The organism is Kitasatospora sp. NPDC059462 (assembly GCF_042749955.1).
GTDB lineage: Bacteria > Actinomycetota > Actinomycetes > Streptomycetales > Streptomycetaceae > Kitasatospora.
In genome coordinates this window covers 16,839-37,173 of sequence record NZ_JBHYUU010000068.1, presented here as the reverse complement: position 1 = coordinate 37,173, position 20,335 = coordinate 16,839, and the positions used below count along the sequence as shown (strand labels likewise).

At 76.7% G+C, this 20,335-nt stretch carries 15 protein-coding genes; 4 read left to right on the top strand and 11 right to left on the bottom strand.

Annotated elements, in window-relative coordinates; all coding sequences use genetic code 11:
* The first annotated feature begins 548 nt into the window (after positions 1 to 548).
* The gene (locus ACFXAM_RS19025) at positions 549 to 1,250 is read left to right on the top strand and encodes a type 1 glutamine amidotransferase domain-containing protein (RefSeq protein ID WP_380292618.1); all 702 of its coding nucleotides are present in this window, start codon (positions 549 to 551) and stop codon (positions 1,248 to 1,250) included.
* A 97-nt stretch (positions 1,251 to 1,347) separates the two neighbouring features.
* On the opposite strand, the gene ACFXAM_RS19020 is transcribed toward ACFXAM_RS19025, so the two are convergent.
* The 3 genes from ACFXAM_RS19020 to ACFXAM_RS19010 all read right to left on the bottom strand — a co-directional run bounded on the left by ACFXAM_RS19020 (position 1,348) and on the right by ACFXAM_RS19010 (position 7,167).
* On the bottom strand, positions 1,348 to 2,247 hold the full coding sequence (locus tag ACFXAM_RS19020; protein ID WP_380292616.1) for an NlpC/P60 family protein: 900 nt from the start codon (positions 2,245 to 2,247) through the stop codon (positions 1,348 to 1,350).
* A 153-nt stretch (positions 2,248 to 2,400) separates the two neighbouring features.
* Complete coding sequence (locus tag ACFXAM_RS19015) at positions 2,401 to 2,814, bottom strand: hypothetical protein (protein WP_380292614.1); 414 nt, start codon at positions 2,812 to 2,814, stop codon at positions 2,401 to 2,403.
* 336 nt (positions 2,815 to 3,150) lie between these two features.
* Positions 3,151 to 7,167 carry a helix-turn-helix domain-containing protein gene (locus ACFXAM_RS19010; RefSeq protein ID WP_380292612.1) on the bottom strand — a complete coding sequence of 1,339 codons (4,017 nt, stop codon included), beginning with the start codon at positions 7,165 to 7,167 and terminating at the stop codon, positions 3,151 to 3,153.
* 445 nt (positions 7,168 to 7,612) lie between these two features.
* On the opposite strand from ACFXAM_RS19010, the gene ACFXAM_RS19005 reads away from it, so the two are divergent.
* Positions 7,613 to 9,580 (top strand): glycerophosphodiester phosphodiesterase family protein, encoded by a 1,968-nt coding sequence (locus tag ACFXAM_RS19005; protein ID WP_380292610.1) that lies wholly within the window; start codon positions 7,613 to 7,615, stop codon positions 9,578 to 9,580.
* Positions 9,581 to 9,758: 178 nt separating this feature from the next.
* Here the strand turns inward: ACFXAM_RS19005 and ACFXAM_RS19000 are convergent, their stop codons facing one another.
* The 6 genes from ACFXAM_RS19000 to ACFXAM_RS18975 form a co-directional block, all read right to left on the bottom strand.
* Complete coding sequence (locus tag ACFXAM_RS19000; protein WP_380292609.1) at positions 9,759 to 10,808, bottom strand: bile acid:sodium symporter family protein; 1,050 nt, start codon at positions 10,806 to 10,808, stop codon at positions 9,759 to 9,761.
* Positions 10,805 to 11,176, bottom strand: a complete 372-nt coding sequence (locus ACFXAM_RS18995) for a hypothetical protein (protein WP_380292607.1) — start codon at positions 11,174 to 11,176, stop codon at positions 10,805 to 10,807. The genes ACFXAM_RS19000 and ACFXAM_RS18995 overlap by 4 nt, the downstream gene beginning before the upstream one ends.
* A complete protein-coding gene (locus ACFXAM_RS18990) occupies positions 11,173 to 12,063 on the bottom strand; it encodes an oxaloacetate decarboxylase (protein WP_380292605.1) in 891 nt (296 codons plus the stop codon). Before ACFXAM_RS18990 ends, ACFXAM_RS18995 begins: the two co-directional genes overlap by 4 nt.
* 209 nt (positions 12,064 to 12,272) lie before the next feature.
* Positions 12,273 to 13,283 carry an acyltransferase domain-containing protein gene (locus ACFXAM_RS18985; RefSeq protein ID WP_380292604.1) on the bottom strand — a complete coding sequence of 337 codons (1,011 nt, stop codon included), beginning with the start codon at positions 13,281 to 13,283 and terminating at the stop codon, positions 12,273 to 12,275.
* Between the two features lie 475 nt (positions 13,284 to 13,758).
* Complete coding sequence (locus tag ACFXAM_RS18980) at positions 13,759 to 14,595, bottom strand: class I SAM-dependent methyltransferase (RefSeq protein WP_380292622.1); 837 nt, start codon at positions 14,593 to 14,595, stop codon at positions 13,759 to 13,761.
* 325 nt (positions 14,596 to 14,920) lie between these two features.
* A complete protein-coding gene (locus ACFXAM_RS18975; RefSeq protein WP_380292602.1) occupies positions 14,921 to 15,475 on the bottom strand; it encodes a PadR family transcriptional regulator in 555 nt (184 codons plus the stop codon).
* A 247-nt stretch (positions 15,476 to 15,722) separates the two neighbouring features.
* On the opposite strand from ACFXAM_RS18975, the gene ACFXAM_RS18970 reads away from it, so the two are divergent.
* Both ACFXAM_RS18970 and ACFXAM_RS18965 read left to right on the top strand, forming a co-directional pair.
* A complete protein-coding gene (locus tag ACFXAM_RS18970) occupies positions 15,723 to 17,084 on the top strand; it encodes an MATE family efflux transporter (RefSeq protein ID WP_380292601.1) in 1,362 nt (453 codons plus the stop codon).
* Positions 17,085 to 17,203: 119 nt separating this feature from the next.
* Entirely contained in the window at positions 17,204 to 17,626 is a 423-nt protein-coding gene (locus ACFXAM_RS18965) for a hypothetical protein (protein ID WP_380292599.1), read from the top strand.
* 657 nt (positions 17,627 to 18,283) lie between these two features.
* Here the strand turns inward: ACFXAM_RS18965 and ACFXAM_RS18960 are convergent.
* Both ACFXAM_RS18960 and ACFXAM_RS18955 read right to left on the bottom strand, forming a co-directional pair.
* A complete protein-coding gene (locus tag ACFXAM_RS18960; RefSeq protein WP_380292598.1) occupies positions 18,284 to 19,567 on the bottom strand; it encodes a cation:proton antiporter in 1,284 nt (427 codons plus the stop codon).
* A gap of 7 nt (positions 19,568 to 19,574) precedes the next feature.
* Positions 19,575 to 20,060, bottom strand: a complete 486-nt coding sequence (locus ACFXAM_RS18955) for a cation:proton antiporter regulatory subunit (RefSeq protein WP_380292596.1) — start codon at positions 20,058 to 20,060, stop codon at positions 19,575 to 19,577.
* Positions 20,061 to 20,335 lie beyond the last annotated feature (275 nt).

The following is a 20,335-nucleotide window of genomic DNA, read 5'->3' as shown; positions in this document are numbered from 1 at the left end:
GTGGAGCAGCCCCCTGGAGCGGGCGCCGGCCGCGGCCTCCGGCGAGGGCCGGCTCGTCGCCCGCCGCCACTGCCCCCGGGTGGCCGGCCGCCGCCTCCGGGTCCGGAACGCGGCCCGGACCTCCGGGCCGTGGTGACGGCCGGGGCCGGCCGGACGGTCCTGCCCGGCTGCCCGTGCGGTGCCGGACGCTCCGCCGCAGCCCTGCGGCGGCCACGAGGCCGTTCCGCCCCGGGTGCGGCGCCGCCGGCAGTGGACCGGTCGGCCCGGTGGCACCCGCGACCGGACGCCCTCGGCGGCGACCTGCTCGAACGGGGCGGGCACGCCGAACAGCACGGTGCAGGGGGAACCGGGCCGACCCGGCCGGGTGCGCGGGAGCGGGCGCGGGGTCGGCCGGCGCGCCCGCCCGTCCGGCGGCCGGAGAGCCGGTGCGCAGCCGTCCGCAGGCCGGTGCCGGGCACCGGCTCGCCGATTGGTGCGGACCGCCGGGCGGGCCTACGGTCGGGGCATGAGCACGTCGATCCGGCGAGCCGACACCCCGGAGACCCACCATGTCGAAGAAGATCCTTTTCGTGATGACCGGCGCCGACCACTGGACGCTCGCCGACGGCACCCGGCATCCGACCGGCTTCTGGGCCGAGGAGGCCGCCGCGCCGTACGAGGCGTTCAAGGCCGCCGGTCACACCGTGACCGTCGCCACCCCGGGCGGCGTGGTGCCGACCGTCGACGCCGGTAGCCTCGCCCCGGACTTCAACGGCGGGGAGGAGGGCGCGCGGCGGGTCGCCGAGGTGCTGGCCGACGCCGAGGAGCTGAAGAGCCCCGTCGTGCTGGCGGACGTCCGGCTGGACGACTACGACGCGGTCTTCTACCCCGGCGGTCACGGCCCGATGGAGGACCTGGCCGTCGACGCCGACTCCGGCCGCCTGCTGGTCCGCGCGCTGGAGTCCGGCAAGCCGCTCGGCGTCGTCTGCCACGGGCCGGCCGCGCTGCTGGCCGCAGTCGGGGCGGACGGCGCCAACGCCTTCGCGGGCTACCGGGTCGCGGCGTTCACCAACGAGGAGGAGACCCAGGCGGGCCTCGCCGACAAGGCCGCCTGGCTGCTGGAGGACCGCCTCGTGGAGGCCGGTGTCGAGGTGCAGGCCGGCGAGGCCTGGGCCCCGAACGTGGTCGTCGACCGCAACCTGGTCACCGGCCAGAACCCGGCCTCCGCCGCGCCGCTCGCCGCCGAACTGCTCAAGCGGCTGTCGGCCTGAGGCGAGCCGGGGCCCGGCCCCCGAGGAGGTGCCCCCGGGCGCGGCAGCGCCGCCGAGGCCCGGTGCGCGGGCCCCGGCGGCTGTCGACGCCCCCCGGTCAGCCGGTGGGTGCGGGACGGAGGGCGCACTCGGGGACGCCGGGGAGCCAGGCCGGCCCCTGGACGTAGATGTTGCTGATCCAGCCGTGGTAGTCCGGCAGGTAGGACCAGGCGTCGTTGGTGTAGCCCTCGGCGGTCACGCTCTCGCCGTGCGCCTGGCACTGGATCCGGACCGTGGTCGGGCCCGGCAGGACGGCCACCGGGGTGCCGGAGGTGGCCGGGGTCGGCCGGATGTTCACCCCCGAACTCCAGGTCTGGTGCTCGGTGGTGGGCGGCTGGCCCTGGTCGGAGGGGGAGAAGCGCAGCGCCCCGGCGTAGTCGGACGCGGTGTGGCTGGAGAAGTCGGACACCATGAGGTGGGTGTCGGACTCCCGGGCCTCGACGATCTTGCCGGCGCCGAGGTAGAGGGCCACGTGGTGGACCCAGGAGCGGCCCCAGAAGACCAGGTCGCCGGGGCGCAGCGCGCCGGTGTCGGTGCCGAGCCGCTGGCCGGGCAGGTCGAAGATCTCGGCGGCGTCCTTCTGCCCGACGGCGTCGTACCCGACGGCCTGGGACCACGCCCACCGGACGAAGCCCGAGCAGTCGAAGCCGATCCGGTACGGGTCGTTCTTGGACCGCTCGGGGTCGCTCGGGTCCACGGAGCCGTAGGTGGCGCCGGGGGTGGGGCCGTGGCCGCCGCCCCAGGTGTACCAGGTGCCGGCGGCGACCTGGGTGCAGGAGGCGGTGATGGCCCGTCCGGCGGCGGCCGAGAACGGGGTGCCCTGGGCCGCGCAGGCGGCGGCGGTCGTGGCGGCAGTGCTGGCGGTGGCCGGGGTGGGCAGCGCGGCGGTGGTCAGGAACCCGGCCAGCAGGGCGAGTAACACGCCGGCCAGGGCGGTGCTGTGGTGCTTCGCTCGCACGGAAGTCCTCTTCTCGTACCGTTCACGACGGGCCGGGACCGCCGGCCGGCGCTTCCGGCCGGCGGCCCTGACGATGACTCGGTCGGCAGTTCGGTGGTGCTCCGGTGCTCCGGTGCTCCGGTGGTCGGCCGGTGGTCGGCCGGTTCCGCCGGTTCAGCCGGTGATGCAGTCCGGGACCGGGTTGGTCTCGCTGTAGATCGCGGAGTCGGCCATCCAGCCCCAGGCGCCGGTGTCGGACTGCGTCCACAGCCAGCGGTAGGGGTGCGGGCCGCCGCCGTTGTAGCCGCCCTCGTCGGTCTTGCAGACGAACCAGCTGGGGTTGCTGCTCATGGTGCCGGTGACCGGGTAGGCGCTGGAGGGCTGCGAACGCACGCTGGTGTTGGGGACGTTGTTGCAGGAGTGGACCCGCCAGCTGCCGCTGACGGTGCCGCCGACGGTCCCGGTGTACGTCCAGCCGGCGTCCCAACAGTCGGCGGCCGCGTGGGCCGGGACGGCCGGGAGGACGGCGGCGCCGGTGGCGGCCGCCAGGGTGGTGCCGAGCGTGGCGAGCTTCCTGCGGAGGTTCATGGTGGTTCGGTTTCCTCTCGCTGCGGTGTGGGTGCGGTGCGGTGCGGCAGTCCGGCGGTGCCGGGCGTGACCGTGGGCGGGGGAGCCACCGGGCAGGGGCCGGGAACGCGGGGAGGGCGTCCCGGGCGGTGGTCCACCGGGGAGTGACCGGGGTGCGGCCGGGGTGCGGCCGGGCCCCGATCGGTCGGGCGGGTCGCCGGAGCCGGGCCCCGGGGCGACGGTTCCGAGCGTCGCAAGGACGTCCGGACGGCGTCCAGCGGACCGCCGTCGCCCGTTGCGGGGGGAAACGGGAAACCCCCCGGGAAACCGCGGTCGAGCTGCCGCGACCTCCGGTGGTCAGCCCGCGCCGCACCCCTTCCGGAACGGTTGCCCCGGCAGCAGCTGCGCCCAGCGGTCGCGGTCCACCGGGCCGAGCAGCGCGCAGATCGCCGCCGAGCGCTCCGCGGGGTCCGGGCGCCACAGCCGCACCGTGCCGTCGCTGCCGCCGCCGGCCAGCGTCCGCCCGTCGGGGCTGAACGCGACGGACCAGACGGCGTTGCCGTGGCCGGTGAGCGTGGCGGTGGGCGTGCCCCGGGCGGCGTCCCAGAGGCGGATCGTGCCGTCGTTGCCGGCGCCGGCCAGGGTGCGGCCGTCGGGGGAGAAGGCGACCGTGCGCACCGCCCCGGTGTGCCCGGTGAGCACGGCCGGCGCGCGCCGGCCCGCGGTGTCCCAGGTGCGGACGGTGGCGTCGTTGCCGCCGCTGGCGAGCGTGCGGCCGTCGGGGGAGAAGGCGACCGTGCGCACCGCCCCGGTGTGCCCGGCCAGGGTGGCGGTCGGCCGCCGGTCGGCGACGTCCCACAGCCGCACGGTCAGGTCGTCGCTGCCGGTGGCCAGGGTGCGGCCGTCGGGGGCGAAGGCGACGCTGTTGACGAAGTCCTGGTGGCCGATCAGGACGCCTTCCGGGCCGAGCCGGCCGACGTTCCAGAGCCGGGCCGTGCGGTCCTCGCCCGCGGAGGCGAGCAGCTGACCGTCCGGGCTGAACGCCACGGCGAACACCGAGCCCTGGTGCCCGGTGAACCTGGCCCGCTCGCTCAGGGTGGCGAGGTCCCAGAGGCGGACCGTGGCGTCGGCGCCGGCGGTGGCGAGCAGTCGGCCGTCCGGGCTGAACGCCACGCCGAGGACCTGGCTCCCGTGGCCGGTGAGGGCGGCCGTCTCGCCGCGGGTCGCGACGTCCCAGAGCCGGACGGCGCCGTCGGCGCCCGCGGTGGCGACGGTGCGGCCGTCCGGGCTGAAGACCGCGCGCCAGATCTCCGCGTACGGATGGGGGGTCAGCGTCGCGGCGCCCAGGTCCCAGAGCACGGCGGAGCGGTCGAACCCGGCGGTCGCCAGCAGGGTGCCGTCCCGGCCGGCGGCGACGCCCTGGACGTAGTCGGTGTGGCCGCCGAGGGTGGCCGTCACCCGGCGCCCGGCGACGTCCCAGAGCCGCACCGTGCCGTCCCCGCCGGCCGTGGCCAGAGTGGCGCCGTCCTCCGCGAAGGCGAGCGCGTTGACGTCGTCGTCGTGGCCGGTGAGCGTGCCGGTCCCGCTGCGGGTCGCGAGGTCCCAGAGCCGCACCGTGCGGTCGGCGCCCGCCGAGGCGAGGGTCCGTCCGTCCGGGCTGAGGGCGAGACCGAGGACCTGGCCGCGGTGGCCGGTGAGGGTCGCCGTGGCGGTGCCGGTGGCGGTGTCCCACAGCCGTACGGTGTGGTCCGCGCCGGCGGAGGCGGCGGTCCGTCCGTCCGGCCCGGTGGCGACGGCCAGCACCTCGCCGTCGTGGCCGTCGAGGGTCACCAGGAGCCGGCGCTCGGCCGGCGGCTCCTCCGGCGCGAGGCCGGGGCCGGAGGAGCTCGGGGCCGCGGTGGGGTCGGCCCGGGACGGGCGGCTGCCCGCGCGGAACGCCGTCCGGTCCGTCGGGCGGCCGGTCGTCCGGTCCGCCTTCGAGTCCGCCGTCCGGTCCGCCGTGCGGTCCGTCCGCGGGTCGTCGGCCCCGCCCCGGTCGGTGGCGGGCGGCGCGTCCCACCCGACGACCGACCAGACCCGGACCGTCCCGTCGGCGCCGCCGGAGACCACCGTCCGGCCGTCCGCCCCGAAGGCGACCGCGCGGACCGGTCCGACATGGCCGCGCAGCACGACCGGCGAGCGGCGCTGCGCGACGTCCCAGAGCCGGACCGTGCCGTCCGAGCCCGCCGAGGCGAGCAGCCGCCCGTCCGGGCTGAAGGCCACCGCGCGCACCGGGCTGTTGTGGCCGGTCAGGGTGGCGACCGGCCGGCGGTCCGGCAGGCTCCACAGCCGGACCGTGCCGTCCGTGCTCGCCGTCGCCAGCAGCCGGGCGTCGGGGTCGATGGCGCAGCTGTTCACCGGGCCGGTGTGGCCGGTCAGCCGCCCGGCGAAGGGCTGCGCCTGGGTGCTGAGCAGGGCGCCGCGGGCCTCGGCGGTCGGGGCGAGGGCGAACGCCCGGTCGGCGAGGAGCATCGAGGCCTCGGGGCGGCCCGCGGCGAGCCGGGCGGACTCGACGGCCATCGCACGGGAGGCCGCCGCCCGGCCCTGCTCCAGCGCGGCGGTCCGCTGCTGCCGGGCGAGCACCGCGGCGGTGAGCGCGACCACGAGCAGCCCGGCCACGGCGGCGAGCAGGCCGCGTTCGCGGCGGGCCCGCCTGCGGGCCTCGCGCCGGCGCCGCTCCTCGTGCTCCAGGCCGGCCCGCAGGAAGGCGTCCTGCGAGCCCGTCAGACCGGCCCGGCGCACCGGGTCCCGGGCCCACTGCCGGGCGGTGGCGAGCCGGCTCCCGCGGTAGAGAGCGGCCGGGTCGCGCCGTTCCCGCTCCCAGTCGGCGGCGGCCTCGGCGAGCCGGTGGTGGATCAGCAGACCGGCGCGGTCGTCGTGCACCCAGCCGCGCAGCCGCGGCCAGGCCCGCAGCAGGGCGTCGTGGGCGATGGCGACGCCGTCGCGGTCCACGGTCAGCACCCGGGCCCGGACGAAGGCGTCGAGGACCCTGCCGGCACCGGGCCCGCCGGAGGCCACCGGGGTGTCCCGGCGCGGGTCCGGGAGTTCCTCGTGGGGGACCGGCCGCCGGGAGCCGGCGCCCTCCGGGCCGACCTGCACCAGGCGCAGCAGCAGGAGCCGGGCCCGTTCGCGGTCCCCGGGGGCGAGCCCGGTGTAGACCCGCTCGGCGTTGGCCGTGATCGCGCCCCGGATGCCGCCGGTGCGCAGGTAGCCGTCGACCGTCAGGGTGCGGCCGGTGCGCTTCCGCCAGGTGGCCAGCAGGGCCTGCGAGAGCAGGGGGAGCGGCGGGAGGGTGCCGGGGGCGCCGATGGGAGCCTCGGCGGTGTCGAGGCCGGTGTCGAGGCCGGCGTCGAGGTCGATGTCGCGGTCGGTTCCGCCGCCGGTGCCCTCGTCGGTGCCGAGGTCGCGCAGCAGGAGCTCGACCAGGCCCGGTTCGACTCGCAGTCCGGCCTCGGCGGCCGGGCGGGTGATGCACTCGCGCACCTCGGCGGCGGTCATCGCGCCGAGGGGGAACAGCCCGTGACCGGTCACCGGGGCGAGTCCGGGCTGGGTGAGGCAGCGTTCACCGAAGTCCGCCCGCAGGCCGAGCACCACGAGGGCGGCCGGCCGCGCGGTGGCGAGGGCGTGGAGCACCCGGACGAACGCGCGCCGCTCCCGTGCGTCGGTGCAGCGGGTGAAGGTCTCCTCGAACTGGTCCACGATCAGGGCCAGTCCGCCTTCCGCGGGCGGTCCCCCCGCCGCGCCGTGCGGGCCGGTGGGGGGCGGGGCGGTGCGCAGTGCGGTGCGCAGGGCCGCGATCGGGTGCGCCGTCGGGGTGCACACCACCACCCGCCACGGCGGGCCGTCGTCGGGGCGCAGGGCTCCGGCGCGCAGGGCGGGGACCAGCCCGGCCATCAGCAGCGAGGACTTTCCCGTCCCGGACGCTCCGACCAGCGCCAGCGGACCGTGCCCGGCCCGTTCGGCGAGCCGTTCCAGCAGGGCGGCGGCCGTGCCGTCGCGGCCCGCGAACCAGCGGGCCTGGTGCGGTCCGAAGGCCTCGGAGCCCGGGTACGGGCAGGGGCCGCCGTCGCCCTCGGCGGTGCCGGGGTCGTCGCTGTCCGCCGGTTCGAGCAGCCGCAGCAGCGCCCCGTCCGCCCGCAGCACGTCGTCGCAGCGCTGCGCGAGGTCGGCGGTGGCGGGCTTGCCGCCGTTCTCGATCTTGCTGAGGTATCCCTTGCTGTAGTGGACCAGCCGTGACAGCGCCGTGAGCGAGAGCCCGCGCTCCTGCCGCAGACGCCGCAGCTCCGTCCCGAACTCCTGTGTCCCCGGCGGCTCCTGGCCGGTGTGCTGCCCCATCCTGTCCCCCCGTTCAGGTTGACGCGCTCCGCTCATCCTCGCCCCCGGACGCCCGGCAGTCGGCCGGAAGGCGGGAATTGCTGCGGCTCGTACGACTCCCCATTGACGGCCCGTCGCGTCCGGGGGGCCATCCGCCGTCCGGCGGAGCGCGTGCCGCCGCCGGGGGCGGGTGGCCGCGGGCCGGCCCCGGCGCGGGCGTTCGGCGCGCATCGGGGCGAGTCGGCGCGGGCCGGCGTCCGCCGTGTTGCACGGAGCGCAACGCCGCTGGTCCGCCGGGTGGTCCGGGCGCCCGCCTCCCGGTGGTCCCGTCCGGCGCACCGTGCGGAAGCGAACCGGCCATTCACCGCAAGGAATCCGCCATCGCCACGAACCGCACGCGCAATGGTCACGAACGGTTTTCGGAGTGGTGGCTTCCGGTTCGGTCGCCGTCCCTAGCGTGCCGCCCATGACACAGAGTCACCGCCCCCACCGGGCCCGTCGCACCGGTCTGCTGGCCGCCGCCGTCGCCTCCGCACTGAGCCTCACCACCGTCGCGCTGACCGCTCCGAGCGCCGCCTCCGCCGAGCCGGCCGCCCCCGCCGAGGCCGCGCCCGCCGCCGCTGCCGCGGCGCCCGCCGCTCCGGCCGCCGGCGAGGTCGTCGTCGACGAGCACTTCACCGGTGGCGCCCTGCCCGCCGGCTGGAGCGCCGTGGAGGGCGACTGGAAGGTCGAGAACGGCCGGCTGGTCGGCACCTCCGCCAACTCCGGTCAGCAGAGCCGGATCACCTTCGGCCGTCACCTCGACGACTTCCGCATCGAGGCCACGGCCCGCTTCGAGAGCGTCCAGGACGCCGCCCGCTGGACCGCCTTCGGCCTGGACGTCCCCGCGAGCGGCGCCACCCCGTGGTCCATCGCCACCATGCGCTCCGGCACCACCGCCGCCAACGGCCTGGAGTTCGCCCAGCGCACCCCCGCCAACAGCTGGAACGTCACCAACACCGGCTCCGCGCCGACCGCCGCCGGCACCGGCCGTGACGTGCGGATCGCCGTGGAGGTGCACGGCACCACCGCCCGCTGGATCTTCGACGGCAAGGAGGTGATGCGCACCACCCAGGTCGCCCGCAGCGCCGACGGCGGCCAGGCCCTGGTGGTGAACGGCTCGAAGGTCTCCTTCGACGACCTCAAGGTGACCGCGCTCGCCCCCGGCGGCTGGCTGCGCCCCGCCGGCTCGCCGCTCACCGTGTTCGCCCACCGCGGCGCCTCCTCCGCCGCCCCGGAGAACACCCTGGACTCCGACGAGATCGCCCGTCGCGGCGGCGCCGAGTGGATCGAGAACGACGTCCAGCCCAGCAAGGACGGCATCCCCTACGTGCTGCACGACGACACCGTCGACCGCACCACCAACGGCAAGGGCCGCATCCGCGACCTGACGGCCGCCCAGCTGGACGCGCTCGACGCGGGCTCCTGGTTCGGCCCGACCTACGCGGGCGCCCGGGTGCCGAGCCTGGCCGCCCAGCTGGAGGACCTGCGCACCCGCGGCGGCAACCTGCTGCTGGAGATCAAGGGCAAGCACAGCCGCGACGAGGTCGCCCGGATCGTCAAGGAGATCCGCGACCACGGCATGACCGGCCGGGTCTTCGTGCAGAGCTTCGAGGTCGACGCCCTGCGCTACACCCGTGAGCTGGCCCCGGAGCTGCCGCTGGGTCTGCTGCGCGGCGACCTCGACGCCGACCCGGTCGCCCTCTCCAAGGAGCTCGGCCTGTCCGCCTACAACCCTTCCGACGGCGCCCTCGCGAGCCGCCTCGGCGTGGTGAAGGACCTGCACGCGGCCGGGGTCGCGGTCAACGTCTGGACCGTCGACTCGGCCACCCGCTGGAAGGCCCTGGAGGCCGCCGGCGTCGACGGCATCATCACCAACCGCCCGGCCGAGCTGGCCGGCTGGAACTCCGCGTGGCTCCAGGGCGGTACCGTCACCACCCCGCCGGCCGCGCCGACCGTGGCGATCACCTCGCCGGCCTCCGGCGCGACCCTGGACCGCGCCCAGCAGCCGGTGACCGCCGTGCAGGCCGTCGGCGCCGACAGCGTCCGGCTGACCCTGGACGGCAAGGAGCTGCCGGCCGGCTCGCCCCTCGACACCACCACGCTGGCGCTCGGCAAGCACACCCTGCGCGCCGAGGCCACCGGCCCCGGCGGCCGTGCCGAGACGACCGCCGAGTTCACCGTCGCGGCCACCCCGACCGGCCTGGCCTCGCTGGTGCTCACCTCGGGCGCCGACCGCAACGCCGTCGCCACCCTGACGGTGATGCTCGGCCAGGGCCAGTACCAGCCGCTCGCCCGCTGGGCCGACAACCAGGCCGGCCGCAGCATCCCCGCCGAGCGCGCCCGGCTGATCGCCGAGGACGCCCGCGTCCTGGACGCCGCCCCGCGCAGCTGACCCGCGGAACCGACCTGCGGAACCGACCCCGCACCCGGCGCCGCTTCCGGGGACCTCGTGCCGCCCACCGCGGTACGAGGTCCCCGCCGTTCCGGGGCCGCTCCCGCAGCCGCCCCGGAAGCCCCGGCCACCCAGGCCGCCTTGCCCGCCCTGCCCGCGTGCCTCTCCCGGATCCACGTCAGGCGGCTCCGGGCGAGGCACGCGCCGGTGGGGCCACCCCCTCGGGGGCCGCCGCCCCGGCCCAGCGGCCGGCGAGCAGGGCCCCCGCGACCAGCTGGAGCTGGTGGTACATCATCAGTGGCAGCACCAGCAGCCCGGCCTGCGGTCCGAAGAGGACGGTGGCCATCGGCAGCCCGCCGGCCAGGCTCTTCTGCGAACCGCAGAGCACCGCCGCGATCCCCGAGCCCCGGTCGAGGCCCAGCTGCCGCGCTCCGAGCCGGACCGCGAGCACGGTGGCCGCGAGCAGCCCCAGCAGGACCGCCCCCAGCCCCAGCAGGGCGGACGGCGTCACGGTGGACCAGACGCCCTGCGCCACCGCCCCGCTGAACGCGGTGTAGACGACCAGCAGGATCGAGCCCCGGTCGACCGGCGCGAGCACCCGGCGGTGCCGCCCCAGGAAGCCGCCGATCCACGGCCGCAGCAGCTGGCCGAGCACGAACGGCGCGAGCAGCTGGGCGAGGATCCGCAGCAGACCGTCGGCCGACAGCGCCGCGCGGGCCCCCAGCAACCAGGCCGCCAGCAGCGGCGTCAGCACCAGGCCCACCAGACCGGAGTAGGTGCCGGCGCAGATCGCGGCCGGCACGTTCCCCCGTGCGGCACCGGTGAGCGCCACCGAGGACTGCACCGTGGACGGCACCAGACAGAGGAACAGCACGCCCGTCCGCAGCTGCCCGGTGAGCGCATCGGGCAGCAGCGCCGTCACGGCCACCCCGAGCACCGGGAACAGGACGAAGGTGGAGGCCAGGACGAGTCCGTGCAGCCGCAGGTGACGCAGCCCGGCGAGCGTCTCTCGGGTGGAGAGCCGGGCCCCGTACAGGAAGAACAGCAACCCCACCGCGAGGTCGCAGGCCAGCTCCGCGCCGCGCGCCGCCCGTCCGGTGACGGGCAGCAGCGAGGCCAGCGCCACCGTCCCGGCCAGCGCCGCCACATAGGGGTCGAGCGCGCGCCACCACGGCCGCCCCCGCCCGCCGCCACCCGGCGGACGGCCCCGCGCCCGGGCCGTGGTCATTCCCCGCCGCCTTCCTCCACCTCGGGGACCGCCGGTGCGGCGCCCAGCAGACCGGTCACCAGGGCGGTGGAGCCGTCGTGGTCGCTTCCGGCCGCGCCGCGCCCGATCTGCAGGTCGGCCGTCCGGTCGACCTCGATGATCGAATCCGCCTGGGAGTTGTCGATCACCGTGACCAGGCTGCGTCCGGCGGCGCCGGCCTCCGCCACCGGAGACGCCTCCGCGAACGCCACCGTGGACGCCTCCGTCGCGCCGGCGCAGCCGAGCACGGCCCAGGCTCCGGCCAGCCCGGCCGCCGCGATCCGGCGGCCGCCCGGGCCCAGCCGCTGCCGGACGGCCCACGGCGCCACGCCGAACGCCCGGTGCGTCACACGCCCACCTCCTCGCGGGACTGCGGGCGCGGGATGTTGCGCTCCAGCAGCTCGGTGGACTCCCGCACACCGATGCCCTGCCGCTCCCCGGCGGAGGCCGGCAGCCGTCCGTCCGCCACCTTGAGCCCGGCGAGCGCCTCGTCCATCGCCTGGTGCGCCGCGAAGAGGCAGGGCGTGCTGTAGATGGCGACGTCCACGCCGAGCGCGCCCAGCTCGGAGAGCGACAGCCGGGGCGACTTGCCGCCGGCGATCTGGTTGAACAACAGCGGCTTGTCGCCCACCACGCGGCGGATCCGGCGGATCCACTCCTCGCTGCGCACGCCGTCGACCAGCACCACGTCCGCGTCGGTCGCGGCGAGGGCCTCGGCCCGGCGCAGGATGTCGGCCTCCTCGGTGGCGTCCGTCCGGGCGACCACGACGAGGTCGGTGCGGGTGGCGAGGACCTGGTCCAGCTTCTCCAGGTACTCGTCGAGGGGGAGGACCTGCTTGCCGTCGGCATGGCCGCAGCGGCGCGGCCGCTTCTGGTCTTCGAGGATGATGCCCGAGGCGCCGATCCGCTCCAGCCGCCGCACCACGTGGCAGGCCACCTCGGGGTCGACGTAGCCGTCGTCGATGTCGACCAGCAGGTGGTGCCGGGGGAAGGCGCCGCGCAGCCGCTCGACGAAGGCGACCATGTCCGGCCAGGCGATGAAGCCGATGTCGGGCAGGCCGTAGTAGGAGGCCGCGAAGCCGAAGCCGGAGACGAACATGCCGTCGTAGTGCGCGGCCGCGATGGAGGCGGAGTACATGTCGTAGACACCGATGAGCGGGGTCGCCCCCGGGGCGGCGATCCGCTCGCGCAGCCGCTGCCCGTAGCCGTCGTGAAGGTTCCCGTGACGCAACGCCATCTCCTCCTCTGCCAGGGCCCGTGCGGGACGCGCACGGTCCTTTGCCATAAGTTGGCCATTCCTAGGGCCAACTGAGACGCCATCACTATGCGCTCTTTAAAGTTCCGTGGGCAAATCTTTAAAGGAAGTTCCCTCGGTGGAGTGAATGCGGTCGGATGAATCCGATGATTCAGATCAATCCGAGGAATTCCATCGGGGCCGGGGAACCGTCAGAGCGCGAGCCGGCCGCCGCACACGTACCAGTGGCCGCCCGCCCGCAGGTGGTCGACCAGGGCGCGCTGGAGGGCGGTGTCCCGGGGAAGCGACTCCAAGGGCCGCTCGACGTCGCCGAAGACGTACCGCAGTGGATTGGTGTCCTCGGGTTCCCGCGGCCGGTCCGGCCGCACCAGTGGGGCGAACCGCCGTTGGAAGCGCATGATGTTGGACTCCGCCGGCAGGTGGTCGGCGAGCTGTGGGTCGAGCAGCCAGGAGAAGACGCAGACGCTGCGGTACGCCTCGCCGGGGAAGTGCCGGGGGAAGAACGCCCGGGCCCGGTCCAGCGCACGGTCGCACGCCCCGGGGGAGAGCGGGCCGCAGTGGTCCGGGATGTGCAACTGGAGGCTCCGCCCGCCGGCCTCCGCCGCCCCCGTCGCCGCGCCGTCCGCCCCGGCCGGCCGCCGACGCTGGAACTGCAGCCGGCCCAACTGGAACAGCTCGCCCCGGAAGTGCAGCGTCAGCCAGCGCGGATTGCCCAGCCCGGTGCGGCCGCGCCACCTGCTCACCGCGAGCTGCCGGCCGAGGTCGGCCAGCGTCGACCGGGTCACCTCCGGCGGGACGCCCAGCGCGCGGTGGTGGGCCCGGGTGTACGGGGCCAGCGCGACGAAGAGCAGCGTCGCCAGGCCCGCGCCGTCCGCGCCGCCCGCCGGCCAGTCGCGGTCGAGCCCGGCCGGCTCCCCGAGCGTCCCGACCGCCCGCGCCTGGGCGCGCAGCATCTCCTCGAAGGCCGCCCGCAGCCCCGCGTCCCGCGCCAGCCGGGCGCGGGCGGCCACCAGGCCGTTCACCTCCTCGAACGGCACCGCGAGCGCCAGCAGCGCCTCGGCCAGGTCCTCGTCGGCCGGGAGGTACGGGCCGTCGGCCGGGTCCGCCCCCTCGAACGCGCCGGACGGGCCGGACGGGCGGGACGGGTCGAACGGCCCGGGTGGCTCGAACGGCTCGGGCAGGTGCGGCAGTCGCGGTTCCACGGCGCCCTCCACGGTGCGGGATCGGTCCGCCCACCGGACCGGCGGGCGGACCGGCCGACCCTACCGGCGGCTCACCCGCCCGCCGGGGGGCGTCCGCGCGGTGGGACCGGCGCAGCAGCGCGACCACCAGCGCGCAGACCCCGCCGAGCGCCGGCACCAGGTCCCCGGCCCACCGCGCTGCGCAGCGCGATCCGCCACCACACCGTCACGGCCGGCACTGCCACCATCAACGCGCCCACCTGGCGGGTGCAGCAGCGCCCCGCCCGTCACCGCGAGAGCAGACCGACCCGCAGCGGCACCATCCCGTCGAACGACGCGGCCAGGGGCCCCGGCCGACCCGGTCCGGCCGTCCGTGGCGTGCGCGCCGACGACCAGCAGCGGGGTGACCACCATCGGGACGGGCGCCGCCGCCGGGCCGGGACCCGCGGGCGGTGGTGGTCCGTCAGCGCACGGCCGGCGGACCACGGCCGACGGCCTACCGGCCCCGCCAGCCCCGTCGGCCCGCCCCGCCGGGGCGCTCCGCACGCCGCTCCCGGAGCGTGCGCAGCCCCCGCCGGACGGCGCGGGTGGCCGCGGGCGGCAGCAGGTCCAGCAGCAGCCGGCGCGAGCCCGAGCGCTCCGCGGCCGGCCGCACGGCGTTGTTCAGCCGCAGCACCCGCCGGCCCGCGATGGCGTCCTCGTCGACGGTGAACCCCTCGGCCCGCCAGTCCCGGGTCAGCAGGGCCTCGCGGACCGGCTCCGGATCGCCCCACGTCCCGTAGAACTTCATCGGCGTCAGCAGCACCGGATGCAGCCCTCCGGTGAACACCGCCTGCCAGACCGCGGCCGACACGCCCGGCGTGTGCTCCGAGCGGTAGTCGTCCAGCGCCACCAGCCCGCCCTCGGCCAGCGCCAGGCGCGCCACCTCGATGTCCCCGGTCACGTGCTCGTAGAGGTGGGAGGCGTCGACGTGCACGAACCGGCAGCTGCCGGCCGGGATGCGCCCGTCGGCCAGCACGGAGGTCGGCGCCTGCACGATCGTCGGCAGCTCCGGGTGGAACGCCAGGTAGTTGGCCTCGAACCCGCGCCGGGTCAGCGAGGACCGGTAGGACATCGCCATCTCGGCGTCGTTGTCGGCGTCGTCCGCCTCGGAATCGAACAGGTCGCAGACCGTCAGCCGCTCGCCCGGCCCCAGGTGGTCGCCGAGCAGGACGGCGCTGCGCCCCAGGTAGCTGCCGAGTTCGAGGATGTCGCCGGTGAGCCCGGCCGCGCTCTGGGCGGTGAGCAGGTGCCGGAAGGCCTCCTGGTCGAGCCGGAAGAACCAGCCGGGGATGGACTCCGGGTGCGCGGCAGGGCCGGGCGCGTCCGGCCGGGGTGCGTTCGGCCGGGGCGTGCCCGGCGCGGCGGCGGACCGGACGGGGGCGGACTGACCGGAGGCGCCGGAGGCGGCGGTCTCGGCACTGGGCACGGCGGTCTCCCTCGGGACGGGACGGGACGGAGCGGGCGCGGGCCCGCGTCCTGGTCACGCGCGGCGGTGCCGTGGTGCCGGACGGGCCGGGCGGACCGGCCGGGGTGGGTGGCGGCTCATCATAGTCACGCCGCACCCCGCCGGGACCCCTCCGGAACCCGGCGTCCGCCCGGTTCAGGCATTCGGCCGGTCAGGCGTGCGGCTCCCCGGCCGGGCCCCGGCCGTCGAGGTCGGCGATCGTCTCGGCCAGCCACGCCCGCTCGGCCGCCCCGGAGGCGCGGGCGACCAGCAGCATGCCGCGCCGGAACGGGTTGCGCTCCCGCTCGGCGGTGACCGGCCGGCCGTCGGCGTCGTAGAAGAAGCTGCTCGGCGCCTCCAGGAAGGCGAGCCGCCGCCGCAGCACCGCGGCCTGCCGGGCCGGGTCGTCCAGCCGGTCCAGGAAGGCCGCCACGGTGAAGAAGCGGATCTGGTCGGAGATCTCGGTCTCCTCCGGATCGGCCAGCCGGCGCTCCAGCTCGGCGCGCCCGGCCGCGGTCAGCTCCAGCACCTGCCGGGGCACGGCTCCGCTGCCGGGCTCGCTGCGCCGTCGCAGCAGTCCGGCCTTCTCCAGGCGGGTGATGGCCGGGTAGAGCGCGCCGTCGCTGACCGGCCGGACGTGGCCGGTCAGGCCGGTGATCCGGGACTTCAGCTGGTAGCCGTGCAGCGGTTCGTCGTACAGGAACCCGAGGATCGCGAGCGTCAGCACGGTCGAGGCCTTTCCGTCGTCGTGGCGTTTCGTCCGAACCGGCGAGCGCGTTCCCGTCGGCGCGCGCCCTCGTGCGGCGTTCATGCTACCTCTTGTCGAGGTGCATCGATTCGAGGTATCTCTATTCGAGGCCGATTCGAGGTCACTCGCCGGGCCGGTGCACGGCCGGGCCGCGCGGGCAACGGGGGCCTCCGCGATGCCCGGAACACGAGGAACACCAGGAACACCAGGAACATCGGGGGGAAGCATGCGGGGGCACCTGCCGAGGCTCGTCGCACTGGCGGGACCGGTCTACGCCGAGCTGCTGTCGGGGGTGGTCGCCTCGGTGGTCGGCACCTTCTGGGTGGCCGGACTCGGCGGGCCCGCCGTCGCCGCCGTCACCCTGGCCGCCACCGTGGAGAACCTGCTGCTCGGCCTGGTCCTGGTGGTCGCCTCGGGGACGACCGTGCGGCTCGCGCGGGCCCACGGCGCGGGCGACCGGGCCGCGGCCGGGCGTGTCGCCCGCGCCGCCTGGCGGCTCTGCGCGCTGGGCGGCCTCGCGCTCGCCGTCCCCGGCTTCCTGCTCCGCGAACCGCTCGCCGGGGCCTTCCTGGACGGCGAGGCCGCGGCCCTCGCCACCGCCTGGTTCGCCGTGGCCTTCCCGGCCTTCCCGCTGTTCTTCGCCCAGCGCGTCGCCGACGAGCTGTTCAAGGGCGCCGGCGACACCCGGACGCCGATGCGCATGGCGCTGCTCTCCAGCGGCCTGCTGCTCCTCCTGGACCCGCTGCTGATCCTCGGGCCGGGCCCGTTGCCCGCCCTCGGCATGAGCGGCGCCGCGCTCGCGCCGGCCCTCTCCCGGGCCGTCGCCCTCGCGGTCACCCTGCTGCTCCGGCGCCGCCACCGGCTGCCGGTACCGACCGGCGGACTGCTCTCCGAGGCCCGCGCGGTCACCGCCGCCGGTGCGCCGTTCGGCCTGGACTTCACCGCGCGGATGGGCGTCGGCACGGCGCAGCTCGCCCTGGTCTCCTCCTTCGGGGTGTCCGCCGTCGCCGGGTACGGGGTCGGCTACCGCGTGCTGCTGGTCGTCACCATGGCCTTCTACGCCGTCCGGCAGGCCGCCGCCATCGAGGCCGCCCGGCTGGCCGGGGCCGGCTCCGCCGCGGCCGTGCGCGCCCTCGGCCGTGACACCGCCACGCTGGCCGCCGCCCTCGGCGCGGGCGCCGCGGTGCTCTGCGCGGCCGCCGCGGTGCCGGTCGTGGCGGTGTTCACCGACGATCCCGCGGTGGCCGGCCAGGCGGTCGGCTTCCTGCGGATGGCGGGCTTCTACCTGCTGCCCTACGCGCTGGTGGTCGCCCTCGGCGGCGTCCACCAGGCGGCGGGCGCCGGCCGCCCGCTGGTGTTCGCCGTGCTGCTCGGCCTCGCCGCCCAGCTGGGCTCGGGCGCCGCCCTGGCGGGTCCGCTCGGCGTCCACGGGCTCTGGGCCGGGATGACGATCGGCGCCCTCGTCCAACTCGCCCTGCTCCGCCTCCTCCTGCCCCGCCCGCAACCGCTCGCCGTGGCGGGGGAGCCGGGCCTGCGGCACGCCGCGCCGGTCGGGCGGGCCCGCCGCCTCCTGCGTGCGCGCCGCTGATCCGCCGCGCGGGGAGCGAGGGGACGCGGGAGGGGCGTGTTCCTGCGAACAGCCGGTTACCGGGGTGGGTCGTACGGGAACTGTTGGCGGAGTTCCACCCCTACCGAGGAGGTACCCCCATGAAACGACTGCTCTGCGTGGCCGCCGCTGCCGCGGTCCTGTGCCTGACCGGTGCCGGTGCCGCCGGTGCTGCCGACCCGGACGTCGACCCGCCCGCCGCCGTGGACCCGAACTGGCTGGCCTTCGGCGAGGGCGCCGATTGGACCCCCGCCGGTGCGGACCCGGCCTGGACCGCCCCCGGTGCGGACTCCGGCTGGTCCGCCGCCGGTGCGGACCCGGCCTGGTCGGCCCCCGCGGCGGACCCGAACTGGGCCGCCGCCGCGGACCCGAACTGGGCTGCTTTCGCCTCGGGCACCGATCCGTCCGCCACCGGCCCGTCCGCCGCCGACCCCTCCGGCACGGGGGCGGCCTCCGGCTGGTCCGCCCTCGGTGCGGAGCCGCACCTGCCGACCCCCGGGGGATCCGAGGGGCAGACCGGCTGAGTCGTCGCCTCCGGCGACCAGCAGGACGATCCGTCGAAGGCGCTCGGCCGGGCCGCGCAACGCGGCCCGGCCGAACACGTTCGGCCGCGGCCGGACGGCTGATCCACCCGGCCCGGGTCACGCCGTGCGCGCCGCCGGGAGCCGGGTGGCGAGGAGCGCACCGGCGGCGGCGGTGGCCGCCAGGGCGGCGAGGGCGGACGGGAGGGCGCCGAGCGGGGTGTGACCGGCGGTCGGGGGCCGGCGGGGGCGACGCCGATCGCGGGCCCGGTGTTCATCGCCGTCTGCTGCAGCCCGGGAGCGTCCACCACCAGGGAGCGGACACCGGCTCCTCGCGTCCGGGGCGGCCCGGCGGGCACAATCGGCCCATGGACGAGGGCGGCGAGGCGGCCTGCTGGCTGGACCGGGTGTGCGACGCGTGCGGGAAGCTGCGCGAGCGGTCCGGCCTCGGCCCCTGGGAGCACTGCGGCGACGGCGGCGGGCGGACGGCCGCACCTGCGGAACCAGGAGCCGTGGAACCCGCACCTGCGGAATCCGTACCTGCGGAACCCGGAGCCGCGGAACCCGGGAACGAGAAGAGCCCCTGGGCGGACCACCGGAGGTGACCCGCCCCGGGGCAGGATGACGAGCCGGCGCGAGGGGGCGCCGTTCGGGAAAGGGTCAGCGCGACAGGCCGTCGAGCGGCTGACCGGACTGCGCGTCCAGCGGATCCTCCACCGGTTCCGCGCCGTCCACCGCCGCGCCTTGCGCGGGGATGCGCGCCTCGGGCGTCCAGGGGCGGCGCCGGGAGAACACGGCGCCCAGGCGTTCCACCGCGGGCTGGGTGTAGCGGGCGGCGAGCGGGCCGGTGACCACCAGGATCAGCACGTACGCGGTGGCCAGCGGGCCGAGGCCCGGTTCGATGCCGGCGGTGACGGCGAGTCCGGCGATGACGATGGAGAACTCGCCGCGCGACACCAGTGCCCCGCCGGCCCGCCACCGGCCGCGGGCGGCGATCCCGGCGCGGCGGGCCGCCCAGTAGCCGGTCGCGACCTTGGTGAGCGCGGTGACCACGGCCAGCAGCAGGGCCGGCAGCAGCACCGGCGGGATGCTGGTCGGATCGGTGCTGAGGCCGAAGAAGACGAAGAACACCGCCGCGAAGAGGTCCCGCAGCGGGCTGAGCAGGGTGTGCGCGCCCTCGGCGGCCTCGCCGGAGAGCGCGATGCCCACCAGGAAGGCCCCGACCGCCGCCGACACCTGGAGCTGCTGGGCGATGCCCGCGACCAGCAGGGTCAGCCCGAGCACCACCAGCAGCAGCTTCTCCGGGTCGTCGTGGGAGACGAACTTCGAGATCAGCCGGCCGTAACGGAGCGCGATGAAGAGCACCGCCCCGGCGGTGGCGAGCGCGATGGCCAGCGTGATCGAACCCGCGAGCAGGCCGGCACCGGCCAGCAGGGCGGTCAGGATCGGCAGGTAGACGGCCATCGCGAGGTCCTCCAGCACCAGGATGCTGAGGATCACCGGGGTCTCCCGGTTGCCGAGCCGGCCGAGGTCGCCGAGCACCTTGGCGATGACGCCCGAGGAGGAGATCCAGGTGACGCCGGCGAGCACCACGGCGGCCACCGGGCCCCAGCCGAGCAGCAGGGCGGCGACGGCGCCGGGTACCGCGTTGAGCAGGAAGTCGACCGCGCCGGCCGGGTACTGGGCCTTGAGGTTGGTGACCAGGTCGGCGGCGGTGTACTCCAGACCCAGCATCAGCAGCAGCAGGACGACGCCGATCTCGGCGCCGGTCGCCACGAACTCCTCGCTGGCGCTCAGCGGCAGCAGCCCGCCGGTGCCGAAGGCGAGCCCGCCGAGCAGGTAGAGCGGGATCGGGGAGAAGCCGTAGCGGCCGGCGATCCGGCCGAGCAGTCCGAGGACGAGGATGACCGAGCCGAGCTCGATGAAGACGGTGGCGGTGTGCACCCCCCGATCACCCCCGCTCCAGGATCGCCGCCGCCGCGTCCACACCCTCGCGGGTGCCGATCACGATCAGCGTGTCGCCGCCCGCCAGCCGGAAGTCCGGCGCGGGGGAGGGGACGGCGCCGGTGCGCCGCAGCACGGCGACGATCGAGGCGCCGGTCTCGGTGCGCATCTTCGTCTCGCCGAGCAGCCGCCCGTTCCAGTACGAGGCGCCGTCGACCGGGAGTCGCTCGGCGACCAGGCCGAGGTCGGTGGTGTGCAGCATCGCCGGGTTGTGGTGAGCCGGGGTCAGGGCGTCGACCAGCGCGGTGGACTCCTCCGCGGTCAGCCGGAAGGCCTGGGAGCAGGCGTCGGGGTCGTCCGAGCGGTAGACGTTGAGACTGCGTGAGCCGTCCCGGTGGGCGATCACGGACAGGTGCCGCTGTTCTCGGGTGGTGAGGTCGTACTGGACGCCGACACCGGGGAGCTGGGTGGTCCGGACACGGGCGATCGACACGGCGGCTGTCCTCTCGTCAGGGGGTCTCGCGGGCGGCCGCGCGCGACGCGGGCGCGCCGGAACGGGGGACGCCGGCGCCTGACCGCGTGTGACACGCGAACGCGCAACCGGACTAATAGTAATGAGTATGTAAAGTCCAAAAATAGTGCCCCGGTCGTGGGGGGGGGGGGCGGGGGGGGCCCGCACCCGCGCGGCCGGGGGCCCGCGGCGGCGCGGCGGGGGCGCGGCCGCCGCCGCGGGCGGGGGGCGCGCGCGCGGGGCGCCGGGGAGGGAAG

Excerpts from the sequence above, each read along its gene's own strand:
- ACFXAM_RS19025 (WP_380292618.1), top strand. The coding sequence starts at position 549 with ATGTCGAAGAAGATCCTTTTCGTGATGACCGGCGCCGACCACTGGACG.
- ACFXAM_RS19015 (WP_380292614.1), bottom strand. The coding sequence starts at position 2,814 with ATGAACCTCCGCAGGAAGCTCGCCACGCTCGGCACCACCCTGGCGGCC.
- ACFXAM_RS19010 (WP_380292612.1), bottom strand. The coding sequence starts at position 7,167 with ATGGGGCAGCACACCGGCCAGGAGCCGCCGGGGACACAGGAGTTCGGG.
- ACFXAM_RS19005 (WP_380292610.1), top strand. The coding sequence starts at position 7,613 with ATGACACAGAGTCACCGCCCCCACCGGGCCCGTCGCACCGGTCTGCTG.
- ACFXAM_RS19000 (WP_380292609.1), bottom strand. The coding sequence starts at position 10,808 with ATGACCACGGCCCGGGCGCGGGGCCGTCCGCCGGGTGGCGGCGGGCGG.
- ACFXAM_RS18990 (WP_380292605.1), bottom strand. The coding sequence starts at position 12,063 with ATGGCGTTGCGTCACGGGAACCTTCACGACGGCTACGGGCAGCGGCTG.
- ACFXAM_RS18970 (WP_380292601.1), top strand. The coding sequence starts at position 15,723 with ATGCGGGGGCACCTGCCGAGGCTCGTCGCACTGGCGGGACCGGTCTAC.
- ACFXAM_RS18965 (WP_380292599.1), top strand. The coding sequence starts at position 17,204 with ATGAAACGACTGCTCTGCGTGGCCGCCGCTGCCGCGGTCCTGTGCCTG.